At 36.9% G+C, this 15,953-nt stretch carries 13 protein-coding genes; 6 read left to right on the top strand and 7 right to left on the bottom strand.

The features are described 5' to 3' along the window. Window positions 1-690 precede the first annotated feature (690 nt). The 5 genes from H4J76_RS01840 to H4J76_RS01820 all read left to right on the top strand — a co-directional run bounded on the left by H4J76_RS01840 (window position 691) and on the right by H4J76_RS01820 (window position 4,523). A complete protein-coding gene (locus H4J76_RS01840; RefSeq protein WP_231907471.1) occupies window positions 691-1,572 on the top strand; it encodes a LysR family transcriptional regulator in 882 nt (293 codons plus the stop codon). Between the two features lie 125 nt (window positions 1,573-1,697). Beyond that, window positions 1,698-2,216: a hypothetical protein gene (locus H4J76_RS01835; protein ID WP_182229999.1), complete on the top strand. Its 519-nt coding sequence runs from the start codon at window positions 1,698-1,700 to the stop codon at window positions 2,214-2,216. Window positions 2,217-2,251: 35 nt separating this feature from the next. Further along, window positions 2,252-2,389: a hypothetical protein gene (locus tag H4J76_RS01830; RefSeq protein WP_182229998.1), complete on the top strand. Its 138-nt coding sequence runs from the start codon at window positions 2,252-2,254 to the stop codon at window positions 2,387-2,389. Window positions 2,390-2,566: 177 nt separating this feature from the next. Further along, window positions 2,567-3,496 carry a PDC sensor domain-containing protein gene (locus tag H4J76_RS01825; RefSeq protein WP_182229997.1) on the top strand — a complete coding sequence of 310 codons (930 nt, stop codon included), beginning with the start codon at window positions 2,567-2,569 and terminating at the stop codon, window positions 3,494-3,496. A 298-nt stretch (window positions 3,497-3,794) separates the two neighbouring features. Next, window positions 3,795-4,523: a YebC/PmpR family DNA-binding transcriptional regulator gene (locus H4J76_RS01820; RefSeq protein ID WP_070374723.1), complete on the top strand. Its 729-nt coding sequence runs from the start codon at window positions 3,795-3,797 to the stop codon at window positions 4,521-4,523. A 113-nt stretch (window positions 4,524-4,636) separates the two neighbouring features. On the opposite strand, the gene H4J76_RS01815 is transcribed toward H4J76_RS01820, so the two are convergent. The 4 genes from H4J76_RS01815 to rlmD are packed head-to-tail and all read right to left on the bottom strand — an operon-like array spanning window position 4,637 to window position 9,859. Next, the gene (locus tag H4J76_RS01815) at window positions 4,637-5,440 is read right to left on the bottom strand and encodes an enoyl-CoA hydratase-related protein (RefSeq protein WP_182229996.1); all 804 of its coding nucleotides are present in this window, start codon (window positions 5,438-5,440) and stop codon (window positions 4,637-4,639) included. Next, complete coding sequence (mazG, locus tag H4J76_RS01810) at window positions 5,437-6,255, bottom strand: nucleoside triphosphate pyrophosphohydrolase (RefSeq protein WP_182213394.1); 819 nt, start codon at window positions 6,253-6,255, stop codon at window positions 5,437-5,439. The genes H4J76_RS01815 and mazG overlap by 4 nt, the downstream gene beginning before the upstream one ends. A 35-nt stretch (window positions 6,256-6,290) precedes the next feature. Continuing rightward, the gene (gene relA, locus H4J76_RS01805) at window positions 6,291-8,498 is read right to left on the bottom strand and encodes a GTP diphosphokinase (RefSeq protein WP_182221110.1); all 2,208 of its coding nucleotides are present in this window, start codon (window positions 8,496-8,498) and stop codon (window positions 6,291-6,293) included. Between the two features lie 38 nt (window positions 8,499-8,536). Further along, window positions 8,537-9,859, bottom strand: a complete 1,323-nt coding sequence (rlmD, locus tag H4J76_RS01800) for a 23S rRNA (uracil(1939)-C(5))-methyltransferase RlmD (protein ID WP_182229995.1) — start codon at window positions 9,857-9,859, stop codon at window positions 8,537-8,539. Between the two features lie 96 nt (window positions 9,860-9,955). Here rlmD and barA point away from each other — a divergent pair, with 96 nt between their 5' ends. Next, window positions 9,956-12,781: a two-component sensor histidine kinase BarA gene (barA, locus tag H4J76_RS01795; protein WP_182229994.1), complete on the top strand. Its 2,826-nt coding sequence runs from the start codon at window positions 9,956-9,958 to the stop codon at window positions 12,779-12,781. A 159-nt stretch (window positions 12,782-12,940) separates the two neighbouring features. Here barA and H4J76_RS01790 read toward each other — a convergent pair whose 3' ends face one another. The 3 genes from H4J76_RS01790 to H4J76_RS01780 form a co-directional block, all read right to left on the bottom strand. Then, on the bottom strand, window positions 12,941-13,429 hold the full coding sequence (locus H4J76_RS01790; protein ID WP_182229993.1) for a thioredoxin family protein: 489 nt from the start codon (window positions 13,427-13,429) through the stop codon (window positions 12,941-12,943). A gap of 74 nt (window positions 13,430-13,503) precedes the next feature. After that, window positions 13,504-14,655 (bottom strand): bifunctional chorismate mutase/prephenate dehydrogenase, encoded by a 1,152-nt coding sequence (tyrA, locus tag H4J76_RS01785; protein ID WP_259364806.1) that lies wholly within the window; start codon window positions 14,653-14,655, stop codon window positions 13,504-13,506. Window positions 14,656-14,686: 31 nt separating this feature from the next. Continuing rightward, a complete protein-coding gene (locus H4J76_RS01780) occupies window positions 14,687-15,796 on the bottom strand; it encodes a 3-deoxy-7-phosphoheptulonate synthase (RefSeq protein WP_182213385.1) in 1,110 nt (369 codons plus the stop codon). Window positions 15,797-15,953 lie beyond the last annotated feature (157 nt).

Below are 15,953 nucleotides of genomic sequence, written 5' to 3'. Positions count from 1 at the left end.
GTGACTGACGAATCAATTTACGATGCATTTGTATTTTGAATCTTCCCCGATTCTTTAATAGTACTGCTTATATTGTTAAATTGTTTCATTTTAAGGACATCATTTGATGTCCTTTTTTTTTAGCTTTTTTTTAGCTAGGCGATTAAATAAGCTAACTTTTATAAAATGGATCTTACTTACTGTCCCTAGCGAATAAATTTCTAACGAATGAGCATTATTGATCTCAATTATACTGAATACTGACACTTGCTAATAATTTTACAACGCCCTTGATTACACTATGTTGATGGGTAAAAAATACCTTTTTAATAGCATGATTTATTCCCATTTAATTTTATAGGTGAAAAATATTGATCCATCGAATGAATTTATCTCGTTTGCTGTGCCTAATAAATAGATTTACGATGCAGTTGTTTGTTGAGTCGCTCTAATAATAATTTATAGATTCTTTAAAAACACCTGTTTGTATTGCTAAACTGCTACATTTAAGGACATCATTGATGTCCTTTTTTTCTGCTTATAATTCTATAAACAAATTGTTCTTATAGTGCAAATGAACCAACATGGTGCAAACCGAAAAAAACGGCAGCTTTATAAAAAAAGTATTAATAATAATATCAACTAGTTACACTTCGGTATAACTATTGCTATTACTAGTTGTCTTCATCAATTTATTTTACTCACATGCCTATTCAAACACCCATCCGTGGTTTACGGTCATTCTGCGTGGCTTCAAAATGTTTAAGCTTCAAACATGCTGCCGCACAATTGTTTTTAACACCTTCAGCGGTTAGCCATCAAATAAAACAGCTAGAGGAACAATTAGGTTTTGACCTCTTTAAAAGAGGAACACGTTCAATAGAGCTAACCAGTTCAGGGAAACAGTTTTATCAATCTATTCAACCGATAATTCATCAGCTTGAATCAACAATTTCGGAGTTCACTCATAATCAACAAAATAAAACTATTGTCATTAGTTTGCCTGAGTTTTTTGCCAGTGAGTTATTTATTCCCCAGTTAAGTACATGGTCTGAAAAAAATCCAGAAATAAACTTACAATTAGAAACGATAAAATCAGGCAGTGAGCCCTCACAAATTGCTGATTTATCAATAGTATTGGCGAATGGCAAGCCAAATGCGAGTATTGTTCATGAATTATTCCCTGTGCGTTATACCCCAGCTTGTAATAAAAAACTTTATAAAAAACTTAAAAGCATGGGGACTTCGGCATTAAGAAATACCCCACTGATTTTACATCGCTCTCGTCCTTGGTCATGGCATCAATGGGCCGACAACGTCAATATTAATGATTTTGATCCAAAACAAATTATACAGTTTGACAGTATGTTTGGCGTTGCACGAGCGGCTCAACAAGGAATGGGCATAGCATTAGTGCCTCTTCCGATCAGTAAAACATGGTTTACTGAACAGTTATTAGTAAAACTCTTCGATGAAGAACTCAATACCAATGACAAATACTATTTGATCCAACATGAAAATATGGAAAATAAAACTGAGCTAACTTTATTTGCTGACTGGGTTAAAGAAACCTTCGCCAATAACAACGAATAACGACGCCAATGATAGATGAAATTTATTCACTCAATACGTCGATTTTAATCGTTTGTCTCGCGAAATGAAAATTTCTATAGTTGACCTGCATCAACCGGATGCGCTTTTAAATAGAGAGAAAAAAAATGAAAACTACATTAGCTTTATTAACCCCATTATTGATAACTTTACTAGTAAGTAACCCTGTATCAGCTTTTGAAAGTGACACCGCATTAAAAGTTGCGGTAGTTAAAGATGCCAGAGGTACTCAAGATATTGTTAAAGGCAATTTTAATAAAAGCATTATGAAACTCACTAAACGCCATCAAGATGAAAGTTCGTATAACAGCCATATGAGTTTATGTGTTGCCTATTTGCAAGCTGATAATGCAGAACAGTCAGAGTTAGCATGTACTGCGGCAATCGACAGTATTGAAGCCATGAACTTAAATAACACCATTGGACTTTACCTTAAGTCATTAAGTTACAGTAATCGTGGTATTTCAAGGTACAAAAACAATGATATTAGCGGTGCCCTAGCTGATTTAAACCAAGCGATATTAATTGATGAAAACACAATTACGTTAGGTAACTTAAAAATTATCAAGCAAAAAGCATATCGATTGGCATCACTTTCAGAAACCTCACCACTGATTGCAGATTAATCAATAACTTAACACTAGATTTCAGGAGATATATCATGATCAAACGCATGCTAAACAGTATTTTATCTTTTACCAGTTTACTCATTAACATCAAGCACTTATCTGTGAGTCAGTGGGATATTGAAGAAACAGAGAATAGCCAAAATTTTAACGAAATTCGACAACCAAGGTAAATGAATGGCTTATTTAATAAACGGTAGCAGCGCAAGCAGAAATCGCTAAATATTTCAGGATATCAATGGCGTTGCTACTTTCCCACCCAGCTTACTCATAATATAAACACCTGTAGGTTAACCCTATTCGACTTACTACTCCCCCCTAAATAATATTTATCATCAAAGTAGAGTTTAATGAATTATATAAGTGTAATAGATAGATATCATGAATATCACAATGCTATTCATGAACTTATGGCGTCAATCGTCGCTGGAGCCTTTGATGAAAACTTTTTTAAAGACGAAACCCTGCTACAAACTTCAATGCTCTGGCTAACTAAACATTACCCTTTTATTGAGTTGATGTTCACTTTAGATAGCGATGGCGTTCAAAGTAGTAAAAATATTTCTAAGAAGAATAATATAAATAAAAGTATTGCCGAAGGCCTTGGGATAGACCGTTCTTATCGCCCCTATTATATAAAGGCAGAAAAAAATAATACCATCATTGTTACTGAGCCTTATTTATCAACCTCTAGCCATAATCTATGTATTTCTACATCAATGAAATATGCTAATAAAAATGGTGATGTTATTGGTGTATTGGTGATTGATATTAACTTAGCTCAAGCCATTGAATTTTTAATGGGTGATGTAAAAAGAAAAAAATTCCATCCTTTTTTCGTCAGTGTCTATTCATGTATTGTCGTTGGACTATTCTTTATTGTCGGTATTCTTTTATATTCTGCCGGTAGCGAAATAGTTAATTTATTACTCTCACCCACCCCTGAAGATCTACAAATAAAACCTTTTGGTATTATTATTTTTCTGACCTTAGCACTGGCCATTTTCGATTTAGGCAAAACAACAATAGAAGAAGAAGTGTTAATGCAAAAAGATATATTACGCCATAGTTCAACAAGACGAACAATAACTCGATTTATTGCCACTATCTTAATTGCCGTTTCAATAGAAGCTTTATTGCTAATGTTTAAGTCAGTACTTGGCTCTCCTGAATATTTAGTTAATGCTGTTGCTATGATGGCTACTTCAGTTGGCCTACTTGTTGGTTTAGGCCTATATGTTTACCTTGGCGCAAAAGCAGAAACACTACTAAAAAAATAACACTTTCCAATGAAGATAATAAAAAAAGATTACCTTAGTGTCTATTTCATTTAAATGGCTGACAATATTCACTGTTATTACTGACAGAAGTTATTTAAGGTTTTACTAAAATCATGTCAGTTTATCTTTAGCAATATTTTGCTCCACTAATTAACCAAGAGTTCAAGTCCCTTAGCTATGATTTAATGGCGTTCAAAATAAAAATATCGATGATTAATTCACTACAGGCTAGTCAAAATTGACTTCAGCGGGTAGAATCTAGCCCATCAATTTATTAAGAACGACGAGATGCATTCAGATGGGCAGAGCATACCAAAATCGCAAATTATCAATGGCGAAAACAGCAGGCGCAAAAACTAAAGTTTATTCAAAATACGGTAAAGCAATTTATGTAAGTGCCAAAGAAGGCGGTGTTGACCCAGATGGTAACCTAACACTACGTGGCTTAATCGATAGAGCTAAAAAAGATCAAGTACCTACTCACGTCATTGAAAATGCAATAAAGAAAGCATCAGGCGCTGGAGGCGAAGATTTTGTTGCCGCAAGGTATGAAGGTTTTGGTCCAGGTAACTGTATGGTTATTATTGATTGTTTAACGGATAACGGTAATAGAACGATTAAAGATGTTCGCCAATGTTTTACCAAGACCTATTCTAAAATTGGTTCATCGGGCACCGTTTCTCATATGTTTAATCACCAAGCTGTCTTTGCTTTTCAAGGCGAAGATGATGAAACTGTATTAGAAACCTTAATGATGGCTGACATTGATGTAACAGATGTTGAACTTGAAGACGGTATCATTACTGTTTATGCACCACATACTGAGTTTTTCAAAATAAAAACTGAATTTGCTAATTCAATGCCAGAGTTTGATTTAGAAGTTGAAGAAATCACTTGGGTACCGCAAACCTACACTGAAATTACCGGTGAAGATGACACAGCAAATTTCGAGAAATTTATCGCTATGTTAGATGATTGTGATGATGTACAAAACGTTTATCATAATGCCGATATTGCAGAGTCGTAATTTGCAAGAGTATTAAGTCCAGGATGTCTTTTCTCAGACATCCTGTTTTCTACTATATCAATATGTATCAACCTTATATGCTGTTCACATCGGTGTTAAAGGGTAACGCTCCTTTATTTAGCCAGCTTTTCCATCATCACGTTTACCGCGTCTAAATGCTCAGGGTTGTTATGACACATTCCTTGAAATACCGCACAAATATCAAGAAAGTCTGGTAAGTCGGTACGTTGTGCCATTTTCATTAACCGCTTAGTTAAACGCATTGCCGCCGTTGGTTTACTGGCAATATCATTTGCTAAAGCCATAACGTTATCCATTAAACACTCAGCATCAACAACATTTAACACCACCCCCATTTCTTTCGCTTCATCGGCATTAATTATTCTGCCTGTAAAAGTTAACTCCGCGGCTTTTTGATAACCAATAACTCGCTGCATAAACCATGCACCACCATCACCTGGAATAAGACCTAAATTAGCAAATGTTTCGCCAAACTTAGCTTTTGTTGAGGCTATTCGGATATCACACATATTAGCAACATCGAAACCGGCACCGATTGCTGCACCATTAACAGCAGCAATAATAGGGACTTCACATTTATGTAATGCTAGTGGAATGCGCTGAATTCCTTGACGATAACGAGCTTCAAGTTCTTGTACATCACCAGCAAAATCACCACTACGTTCAGCCATATCTTTAATATTTCCCCCCGATGAAAACGCAGAGCCGGCACCGGTAATAATCAGCACAGCCACATCAGCCGTTTTATTAACCCACTCGACGGTGGTAACAATATCATCAGCAATTGCGGTACTTGTTAGCGCATTACGTACGTCATGGCGATTAAAGGTTAGCGTAGCAATATTATTATCTAGTGCGAGTAGACAGTCGGCTAATTGGGGAAGATTTTCTTTCATCGTTGTTTCTCATCAAGTTTGACTTGTTGCCAATATTCTTCAAGTTTTTCTAGCGAATGTTGTTCAAATTCTACGCCAGAGCTTGCCACTTGTTTTTCAACACCATGAAACCGTTTTGTAAATTTCTGATTTGCTTGGCGTAATAACTGCTCAGGGTCTTGTTTGGCATGGCGACAAAGATTGACAACGGCAAACATTAAGTCACCTAATTCTTCAGCGAGCGCTTGCGGATTATTTTGCTCAATTTCAAGATGAACTTCTTCGACTTCTTCGACAACCTTAGCAAAGACATCTTCAATGTTATGCCAGTCAAAACCAGCATGTGCGCAGCGTTTTTGAATTTTAGCGGCTTGAGAAAGTGCGGGTAAATTTCGCGGAATATCGGCTAAAATACTGATGTGTTCGTTGAGGTTTTTTTGTTGTCTTTCTTGCGCTTTTTCATTTTCCCAATTGGCATTAATCTCTGCATCAGATGTTAGATTTTTATCGCCAAAGACATGAGGGTGTCGACGAATGAGTTTCTCACAAATGGCCGCGACGACACTGTCAAAATCAAATTGTTTTTGTTCTTGTCCGAGCTGACTATAGAAAACAATCTGAAATAACAAATCACCTAATTCTTTTTCTAATTCTGAGAAGTCTTGCTGTTCAACAGCGTCAATGACCGCATCAGCAACTTCGTAGGCTTCTTCAATGGTATGCGGTACTATCGAAGCAAAGTCTTGCTTGATATCCCACGGACATCCTGTTTTAGGGTCGCGTAACTCGGTCATGATCCAACGTAGCTTATTCATTGAGGCTTGTTCAGTTAACATATTTATACATTTTCCATAAGGTAGATAAAATACAACTAGAGTCGCTTAACTTCTAATACATCATCAAGTTGAAGTAATTTGCCAATTAAACGTCCTAATATTTCATTATTTGGAATTTCAATATTTAACAACATAGCGACTGTTTGCTTGCTTGGATCAGAACGGGTTTCCATGCCAACAATGCTGACCCGTTCATTGGAAACAATCGTAGAAATATCACGCACTAAACCTTGACGGTCACTCGCTATAACTTTCACTGTTGCTAGATAGCTCTGTTGATTCTGCTCACCCCACTGTACTTCTACTTCTCGTTCAGGTTGCTGAACTAACGAATTCGCTAATTGGTCACAATCATTGCGATGCACCGAGATACCCCGTCCCTGAGTAATAAAGCCGGCAATATCATCGCCTGGCACCGGATGACAACATTTTGCCATATGCGTTAATAAATTACCGACACCCGATACCGTAATACCATTAGCATCGGTTTGAGATTTTTGTTGTGCCTGTTGAGGTTTGACCAAACTTTGTGGGTCAAGATCTACCGGTGGTTTGTTTTTCTCGTCATGATATTGCAAATGATTAATCACTTGCATTAAGCGGGCATTACCTGAGCCAATAGCTGCATATAAATCATCAATCGATTTTATATTAAAGCGCCTACTCGCTGACATTAAATCAGTCTCGGTTAAATCGATTTTAGATAATTCTGTCTCTAACTGTTCTTTACCTATGGCAATATGTTTGTCACGGTCGAGTAATCTAAAAAAATGTTGAATTTTTGACCTTGTTCTAGGTGCATGGGTATAATGCAGATTAGGGTTTAACCAATCACGACTTGGGTTAGGTGTTTTACTGGTTAACACTTCGACTTGATCGCCTGTTTTTAAGCGGTAAGTAAAAGGTACAATGCGTCCAGAGACTTTCGCGCCGATGCAACAATGACCTACATTTGAATGAATATAGTAAGCAAAATCTAAAGGTGTAGAGCCAGCAGGTAAATCAATAACATCGCCGTTAGGTGTAAATACATAAATACGGTCTTCAAAGACCTGACTACGTAATTCATCGAGTAAATCGCCACTTTCGCTGACGTCATCTTGCCATTGTAAAATTTTTCTTAGCCAGCTAACTTTTTCATCAAAACCAGTTTTTTTATCCGTGTTCTTAATGCCAGTGCTGCCTTCTTTATAACGCCAATGAGCCGCAACCCCCATTTCTGCATCATCGTGCATTTGCTGAGTTCTTATTTGTACTTCTACTGATTTTCCTTCTGGACCTAATACAACCGTATGAATCGATTGATAACCATTAGGTTTTGGTGTGGCGACATAATCATCAAATTCGTTAGGTAAATGCTGCCAACTGGTATGAACTATACCTAATGCGCCATAACAATCTTGAAGTTTATCAACAACAACCCTCACGGCTCTAACATCAAAAAGTTGTTCAAAACCAAGCGATTTTTGCTGCATTTTTTTCCAAATGCTAAAAATATGCTTGGGCCGACCATACACTTCACCGGCAATATTTAAATCTTGTAATTGCCCACTAAGATTACTCACAAAATTAGCCATATATTGTTCACGGTCTAAGCGTTTTTCATCTAATTGTTGGGCTATATTTTTGTACACCTTGGGATGAAGGTAGCGAAAGGAAATATCTTCAAGCTCCCACTTTAATTGACCAATGCCTAGTCTATTCGCGAGTGGTGCATAAATATTGGCGGTTTCTTTGGCAGCTAAAACTCGCGTTTCTTCATCGGCATTTTTTACCAGCCTTAAGTAACAGACTCGCTCGGCAAGTTTAATAACAACAGCACGAACATCGTCAACCATGGCAACTAACATCTTACGAATATTATCAACTTGATTGGCCGACACTTGATTAGACTGGCCTTGCTGTAATGTCTTTATCGCTTGCATTTGGCTAACGCCATTACATAAATTTAGAATTTTCTTAGAAAAGTTTTCTTCTATATATTCTAATGATATGCATTGGTATTCATATAACGGCAGTAAAAATGCAGCACATAAAGAATCGCGATCTAAATTCAAACTAGCAAGGATCTCAACCATCTCTAAAGACTTAGTCTGGCATTCTTGCTGGTCAACATAAAAATCACTGACTTGCTGCCAAAGCTTTTCAAGTGCTTGATTTTTTTGTTCACTAAGCTCCAATGAACTTAACCATTGCTCAAAATTTATTTCCGATATTTGATGAGATTTACGTACCGAAACCATAAAAATAACCTATTAAATTTTAGAAAAAGAATGAATGTCTACTTCACAAACAATACCATAGTCTCAATATGCTTTGTTTGAGAAAACATATCCATTAAGGATATTTTTTCAATGCGATAACCCTGTGCTAGCAATAATTCACTATCTTTGGCTAAGGTTGCCGGATCACAACTGACATATAGCACGCTATTAATATTTAAATGTACTAATTGTTGTAACGCTTGATAAGCGCCAGCACGCGCGGGATCTAATAGCAGCTTAGTATATTTTTTATTTGCCCAAGCTTCCTCTTTCCAATGACTATTTAAGTCAGCTTGATAAAACTCACAATTACTTAAACCATTTTGCAAGGCGTTTTTATGCGCGTTGCTGACCATAAGTTCAACACCTTCAATACCCACAACTTGCGCAACTTTTTTAGCTATTGGTAAGCTAAAATTACCTAAACCACAAAATAAATCTAAAACAATATCTTGCTCGGTCAAGTTTAACCATTGAATGGCTTGATTTATCATGCTTTTATTAACTTGGTGGTTAACCTGAATAAAGTTGTCGCTACTAAAAGAAATAACAATATTGTCAGCTAAACTATAGTGCAAACTATTTAAAGTCGCTTTATCGAGCGTTACTACCTCTTTACCTAAGTCAAAGAGAACATCACAAGAAAAATCATCACTGAATGCTTGCCAGTGACTTTTATCTTGCTTGGTCAGCGGCTCTAACTGGCGCACGACTACCGTCACTTTTTCTGTGGCAATAACTTCAATATGACCGATAGCATTTTTACCTGATAATTTTTTTAGTAATGTTCTTAAGGGTAAAAAGATATTATTTACCGGCTCGATAAGTACAGGGCAACTTTTAATATTAATCAGCTGATTGCTGCCCCGTTGTCTAAAACCAATAATGGCTTGGCCTGCTTTATTATACTGCACACCAATACGCGCCTTGCGGCGATAATGCCAAGGCTGGCTGACGATAGGCGCTTGCCAAGGAAGTGACTGCTCGTGGTTGCTTCGCGAAAATAAATCACTGACCTTCTGCTGCTTAAAATCAAGCTGAGTACTAATGGCTAAATGCTGTAAATCACAGCCGCCACAACTGAGAAAGTGCTGGCACTTAGCGGCAACACGCCGTTTATTAGCAACGGATACGTCAATTAACTTGCCACGACTATATTTGTTTTTTTGTTCAATAACCTTCACTTTTACAACTTCATCAGGTAAAGCACCATCAATAAATATAGGCTTTTTATTGTGTAAACCTACGCCACAGCCGTTAATATCAAGACGAGTAACCTTGATACTAACTTCTTGACCTAGTTCTTGTTTTTTAGCTGTTGCTTTAAAAAAATTCGCCATAACGAAATATACCTGTTAAGTGCTATAAATTTATATGACGATATGCCATGATAAGGTTATTCAATGTCATGATTTTACACTAAAGTTCAGCAGATAATGCATAAAATAAGTCTGAAAGATTGGGTAATTTTACTTACCATAGTGCCAACCACTTTGATCGCTTTCTCGATAGCTAGCTATTTTTCATATAGCCGTTATGACGAATTAAATACGTTTTTAACGCAGCGCTCTCAAAGTATTATTGAACCCCTAGCAATTGCTAGCTCTTTAGGTATGTTAAACAAAGATCGTGTTCAACTGCGTAATCTGATGAATTTCACCCATCGCAGTCAATCATCAATTATCAAAAGTATTGCTGTTTTTACTAAAGATAACCAAGTTTTTGTCACCAGCTCTTACCACGGTGACGCCAATTTATTACGTCTAAAAGCAGGGCAAGTTATTCCCAACAGCACTATTTTCTCTAAAAATGGTGATGATTTTATTTTTCATAGTCCTATTATTAATGAAACTTTGATAAATGAGGCAACTCGCTCAATGTCTCAAGACAATATTGGCTATATTGCTATGCAGATTGACAGCAGTAATATACGTTTAAAACAACAAGACCAGATGCTATTTTCTTTTCTCATTGTCTTGCTTGGCAGTGCTTTTAGTGCATTTTTCTCTTATCGATTGATTAAAAACTTTACGCGTCCAATAGACGCTATGGTACTTGCCGTTGATCGTATTAGAGAAGGAAAACTAGAGAGTCGGGTCACAGGGCAGTTAATTGGTGAATTAAACTTTTTGAAAAACGGTGTCAATGCGATGGCGCAATCATTAGGTGATTACCAAGAAGAAATGCAAGGCAGCATAGATCAAGCCACGACCGATTTACGAGAAAGTTTAGAGCAATTTGAAATACAAAACGTTGAACTTGATATCGCTAAACGAAAAGCACAAGAAGCGAATAAAGTTAAATCAGAATTTTTAGCTAATATGAGTCACGAACTGCGCACACCACTTAATGGTGTTATTGGTTTTACTCGCCAGGTATTAAAGACACCGCTGACTATTACCCAGCGCGATTATTTACAAACCATAGAGCGATCCTCAGCTAACTTGTTAGCCATTATTAATGATATTTTAGATTTTTCGAAATTAGACGCTGGAAAAATGGTTATCGAAAACATTCCTTTCTCGATGCGAGCCGCGGTCGAGGAAACATTAACATTACTTGCGCCAACATCTCATAAGAAAAATATTGAGTTATCTTTACGTGTTAATCCGCAATTACCTGATGCTCTCATTGGTGATGCTATGCGAATTAAGCAGGTATTGATCAACCTGACCAGCAACGCCATGAAATTCACTGACAAAGGTTCTGTTGATATTGATGTCGACAGCGAACGCATTGAAAATAATATTGCGGTTTTAAAAGTAACAATTAAAGATACTGGTATTGGTATGAACCATGAGCAACAGAAAACTATTTTTGAGGCTTTTGGTCAAGCTGATAAAAGTGTTACGCGGCTTTATGGTGGCACAGGATTAGGCTTAGTTATTTCTCAACGCTTAGTCACTGAAATGAACGGCAATATGGGTTTTTCTACCGAGCAAGGTCAAGGTTCAACATTTTGGTTTACTTTTCGTTGTGAAGTAAATCCTATCTCTATTGATAATATTTTTGATAATCATGAGTTAGCAGGTAAAAGTGTTCTTTATTTTGAACCTCATACGCATAGCCGTATTGCAACCAGCGAAATTCTTACCGATTGGAACTTGGCTGTTCATCCGGTCCAAAACTTAGTACAAGTTAACGATTTATTGAATGAAAAGGTACATTTTGATTTTGCTCTAATAAGTCATGATATAACGCCCACAGCATTAGTTGAGCTAAAAGAGCTTATCGTCACACTCTCAAAAAACGTGACTCAAATTCATTTAGCGATTAACAGTAACTCGCCAAATTTACAGGAAGCATTGATCGCTTGTGGAGCGAAAAGCTGTTTAAGTAAACCCATTACGCCAGAGCGATTAAATAAGGTACTGTTACCGAGAAATCACCTGCTAGATATCGTGAGATCAACGTCAGAAGACAATAAAATTCCAGTTAAAATTTTGGCGGTTGACGATAATGAAGCCAATTTAAAGCTTATTAATGAACTTTTACTCGAACAAGTCAATGAAGTTACTACTGTCGTCAATGGCCAAGAAGCGGTAGATATTTGTAAACATGAAAAATTTGCAATGATATTCATGGATATTCAAATGCCGATAATGGATGGCATCTCCGCGCTAAAAAGCATTAAAGCAATCACTTTTAATGACAACACTCCCGTTATCGCAGTAACCGCCCATGCCCTTAAAGAAGAAAAAGATAAACTGTTGAAACTGGGCTTTGACTCTTATATGACTAAGCCTATTGACGAAGCTATGTTACGTCACTGTATTTATGAATATTGTGATTTAACACAGCCACAAAATATTAAAACAATGAAAAATAAAAATATCGATAACACAGATTTAAATCAACAAGCTTTTGATACTAACAACGCAACGATTATGCACCGACGAAACCATCAAGTAATTGACTGGCCTTTAGCATTAAAACGAGCAGGCAATAAAGAAGAACTTGCCAAAGAGATGTTTAAAGGTTTAGTGCAAAGCCTGCCTGAAACAAAACTGAATATTTCTGAAGCATTGACCTCGCAAGATGTTGAGCAATTAAAAGTACTTATTCATAAGCTTAACGGTGCTTGTTGTTACTCGGGTGTACCCAGCCTAGGACGTGTTGTTCATCAGATAGAAACAGAACTGAAAAGTGGTGTCACTATCGATGACTTAGAACCTGAATTTTTTGAATTCTTTGAACACATTGATAATGTCATTAATCAAGCACCAGAAGTTTTTAATAAAAAGCCTAACATTGAGCACTAATAATTATTTGATGATTTTTTAGCTTTAAAAAACAAGTGATACCGTTAGGCTTATAGGCTCAATGACTTACTTAAGGTTAAATATAGCCGTTAGCGCTTCGGTAAAGGTGACCAGGTTAAAGCTGATAGCAGGACCTGAAAGGCTATGAATATTCAAAGGCTAATCAAGTAACAGCTGATTAATATCGGCAACTAAACTAGTATTGGGCCTTTCAATAATTCGCCCCAGCTCTTCGGTTTTATTTTCATCTCGATAAACAACGATAGTTGGTGTGTATTTGACATTATTTTCTTTGGCTAATTGCTGAGGGTCTTCTTTTTGGTAATCAAGTGCAATAAGTGTCGCACTAATTTGCTTATTGCCTTGCAGTAATTTAAGTAGTTTAGGCACTTCACGTTCACTGTCATGACACCAAGTCGCAAAATAAATGTCTATTTTTAACGATTCAGGCCACTGCGCAACAATTTCTTTTTCTTGCTCAGTAATTAAAGACTCATTGAAGTTTTTATTAAAAGCACTAAAGTCACTCAACAATCTAGCTTCACTGATCACACCTAAGGCAAAGCCATTATTATCCTCCGCGTGAACTGATAATGACAATAGATGGCAAAAAGCTATAGTGAATACTGTGAGTAGGACTTTTATCATTGCGACTCTGCTTATGTTATATCCGTGCTACTGCAACCTAGCTGTTTAGCAATTTTTTAGTAGCACGGTAATGTTTAATGTTTTTTTAATTCGTTAGCTTTTAATAACATGACTTTGCTTTCTTGTAAAAAGATATCGGCATAATCACCAAACCAATCGGAGACTTGGCTAAACATGGTAACAAAAGCATCTTTATCACCCATTTCAACATCTTCTAACAACTCTAGAAAGCGATAAGCGAAACGTTTCATCATCGCGACATTATCTTGATTTGAAAAAATGATATCAGTATAAAGCACAGGATCTTGAGCAAATAAACGACCAACCATAATTAACTCTAAACGATAAATAGGCGAACTCATTTCAACAAGTTGAGAAATGTCAGCCCCTTCAGTCATTAAGTGATAACCGTAGGCTATTGTTGAAAAATGTCTCATAACTTGTACCATAGACATTGCTTGATCGTGCGCCGACGCATCGACGGGATAAATCTTTGCTCCCCAAACCTGAAATTGTTTCAGCAACCAATTATATTGCTCGGGTAAACGCCCTTCGCAAGTAATAATTGTTTGTTTGATTAACCCTGACACATCAGGTCCAAACATTGGGTGTAAACCAACAACCGGTCCTTGATGAACTTTCATCATTTCATAAAGTGGCATTTCTTTTACGCTAGTCACATCAGCTAAAATGCATGTTTTGGGTAAACAAGAAAGCTTTTGAATGATCATTGATGTTAAGCGAATAGGTACAGCAACAATAACGACACCGGCTTGGGCAAGGATATTGTCACTATTTGGCCAGTCATCTTGTTCAAGAACGGCTACCTGATAACCAGAGCGCTCAAATAAATCAACAAACACTTTACCTAACTGTCCGTTACCACCGATAACAACTATTTTACCACTCTCTGTATTGACACATTGATAGCCACTCGCATCTTGACTGATGTAAGAGTCACTCATTAGCCGTCTTAAAATATCTTCAATTAATTCTGGAGACACGCCTGCCTCCATCGCCTGTTGACGTCGCATAGTCAGTAATTGAGCTTCTCGGTCAGGCGCATAAATTGGCATACCAACTCGGCTTTTTAGCTCTCCCACTTTAGTGGTAACTCTGCGGCGCTTGGCTAATAGCTCGACTAATTGAGTATCTATCTCATCAATCTCATTTCTCAATGCGGTTAACTGAGGAGCAATACTTTTCTTATCCATTAATTTACTCATTTACGTTTCGCGTACTCGCCTTCATACTGATTTAAGATAAACGCTTCTTTAAAACACCATTAAGTTTATCGGTCGCATTTGCTAATAAAAGTGCCGTATCATTAAAATCAATACACGCATCAGTGACTGAAACACCATACTTTAATGACTCTTTCGGGCCATTAGTACTTTGGTTGCCTGCATTTATATGACTTTCTAACATTATACCAATAATTGATTTATTACCTTCAATTATTTGGTCAAATACATTTTCTGCCACCAATGGCTGGCGACGGTAATCTTTATTTGAATTACCGTGCGAACAATCGATAACAATACCAGGCTCTAAACCTTGTACACTCAATTCTTTCTCACATAACGCAACATTAGCAGCATCATAATTAGGTTTCTTACCACCACGTAAAATAACATGACCATCAGGGTTTCCAGAGGTTTTAATCAATGATACTTGTCCTTGACGGTTTATCCCCATAAAGCGATGTGAAGACGCTGCTGACTGCAAAGCATTAATAGCTACATCTAGGCTACCATTGGTGCCATTTTTAAAACCAATAGGCATAGAAAGACCTGACGCCATTTCTCTATGTGTTTGCGACTCAGTTGTTCTGGCACCAATCGCCGACCAGCTAAAAAGTTCAGCCAAGTATTGTGGGCTAATGGGGTCAAGCGCTTCGGTGGCTAATGGCAAACCTAAATCAGTTAAGTAAATCAATAGTTCTCGAGCTTTACGCAAACCGGTTTCAACATCAAAGGTACCATCCATATGAGGATCGTTTATTAAACCTTTCCATCCAACGGTGGTGCGAGGCTTTTCAAAGTAAACACGCATAACAATATAAAGGCTGTCTTGATGCTTATCATGTAAGGCTTTTAACTTTTGGGCATATTCTTTAGCGGCCTCGAGATCATGTACAGAACAAGGACCTGAAATAACGAGTAAGCGATGATCTTTTTTATGAATAATGTCAGCGATCACCTTACGGGCAGCTTTAACGAAATTACGTCCACTTTCTGACAAGGGGAGTTCATCTCTTAATTGATCAGGCGTTATTAATACATCTTCTGAATTGACATGAATATCGTTAAGGGTTTTTATGTGAGGACCTTTACTAGGTTGAACGTTCGGTAATGAGTTAGACATTGTATTTTCCATTTATCGCAAGATTGTTTATTAAAGTAAATATAGAACAAAAGAACTAAGTATGACTTAGCAAAAGAAGGGCTAGTAATAATATCGATGTTGTTGGTTTTTCATAATAGTTCCGCTAATCGCCATATCGTAAAGAATTATTTACTCT

This window comes from Colwellia sp. BRX9-1, from assembly GCF_014077195.1.
Taxonomy (GTDB): domain Bacteria; phylum Pseudomonadota; class Gammaproteobacteria; order Enterobacterales; family Alteromonadaceae; genus Colwellia_A.
This window is presented reverse-complemented; position numbering and strand designations above follow the sequence as displayed.

Bases quoted from the DNA above. Each gene is read 5' to 3' on its own strand.
- H4J76_RS01835 (WP_182229999.1), top strand. From the start codon at position 1,698: ATGAAAACTACATTAGCTTTATTAACCCCATTATTGATAACTTTACTA.
- H4J76_RS01830 (WP_182229998.1), top strand. From the start codon at position 2,252: ATGATCAAACGCATGCTAAACAGTATTTTATCTTTTACCAGTTTACTC.
- H4J76_RS01825 (WP_182229997.1), top strand. From the start codon at position 2,567: ATGAATTATATAAGTGTAATAGATAGATATCATGAATATCACAATGCT.
- H4J76_RS01820 (WP_070374723.1), top strand. From the start codon at position 3,795: ATGGGCAGAGCATACCAAAATCGCAAATTATCAATGGCGAAAACAGCA.
- H4J76_RS01815 (WP_182229996.1), bottom strand. From the start codon at position 5,440: ATGAAAGAAAATCTTCCCCAATTAGCCGACTGTCTACTCGCACTAGAT.
- mazG (WP_182213394.1), bottom strand. From the start codon at position 6,255: ATGTTAACTGAACAAGCCTCAATGAATAAGCTACGTTGGATCATGACC.
- relA (WP_182221110.1), bottom strand. From the start codon at position 8,498: ATGGTTTCGGTACGTAAATCTCATCAAATATCGGAAATAAATTTTGAG.
- rlmD (WP_182229995.1), bottom strand. From the start codon at position 9,859: ATGGCGAATTTTTTTAAAGCAACAGCTAAAAAACAAGAACTAGGTCAA.
- barA (WP_182229994.1), top strand. From the start codon at position 9,956: ATGCATAAAATAAGTCTGAAAGATTGGGTAATTTTACTTACCATAGTG.
- H4J76_RS01790 (WP_182229993.1), bottom strand. From the start codon at position 13,429: ATGATAAAAGTCCTACTCACAGTATTCACTATAGCTTTTTGCCATCTA.
- tyrA (WP_259364806.1), bottom strand. From the start codon at position 14,655: ATGAGTAAATTAATGGATAAGAAAAGTATTGCTCCTCAGTTAACCGCA.
- H4J76_RS01780 (WP_182213385.1), bottom strand. From the start codon at position 15,796: ATGTCTAACTCATTACCGAACGTTCAACCTAGTAAAGGTCCTCACATA.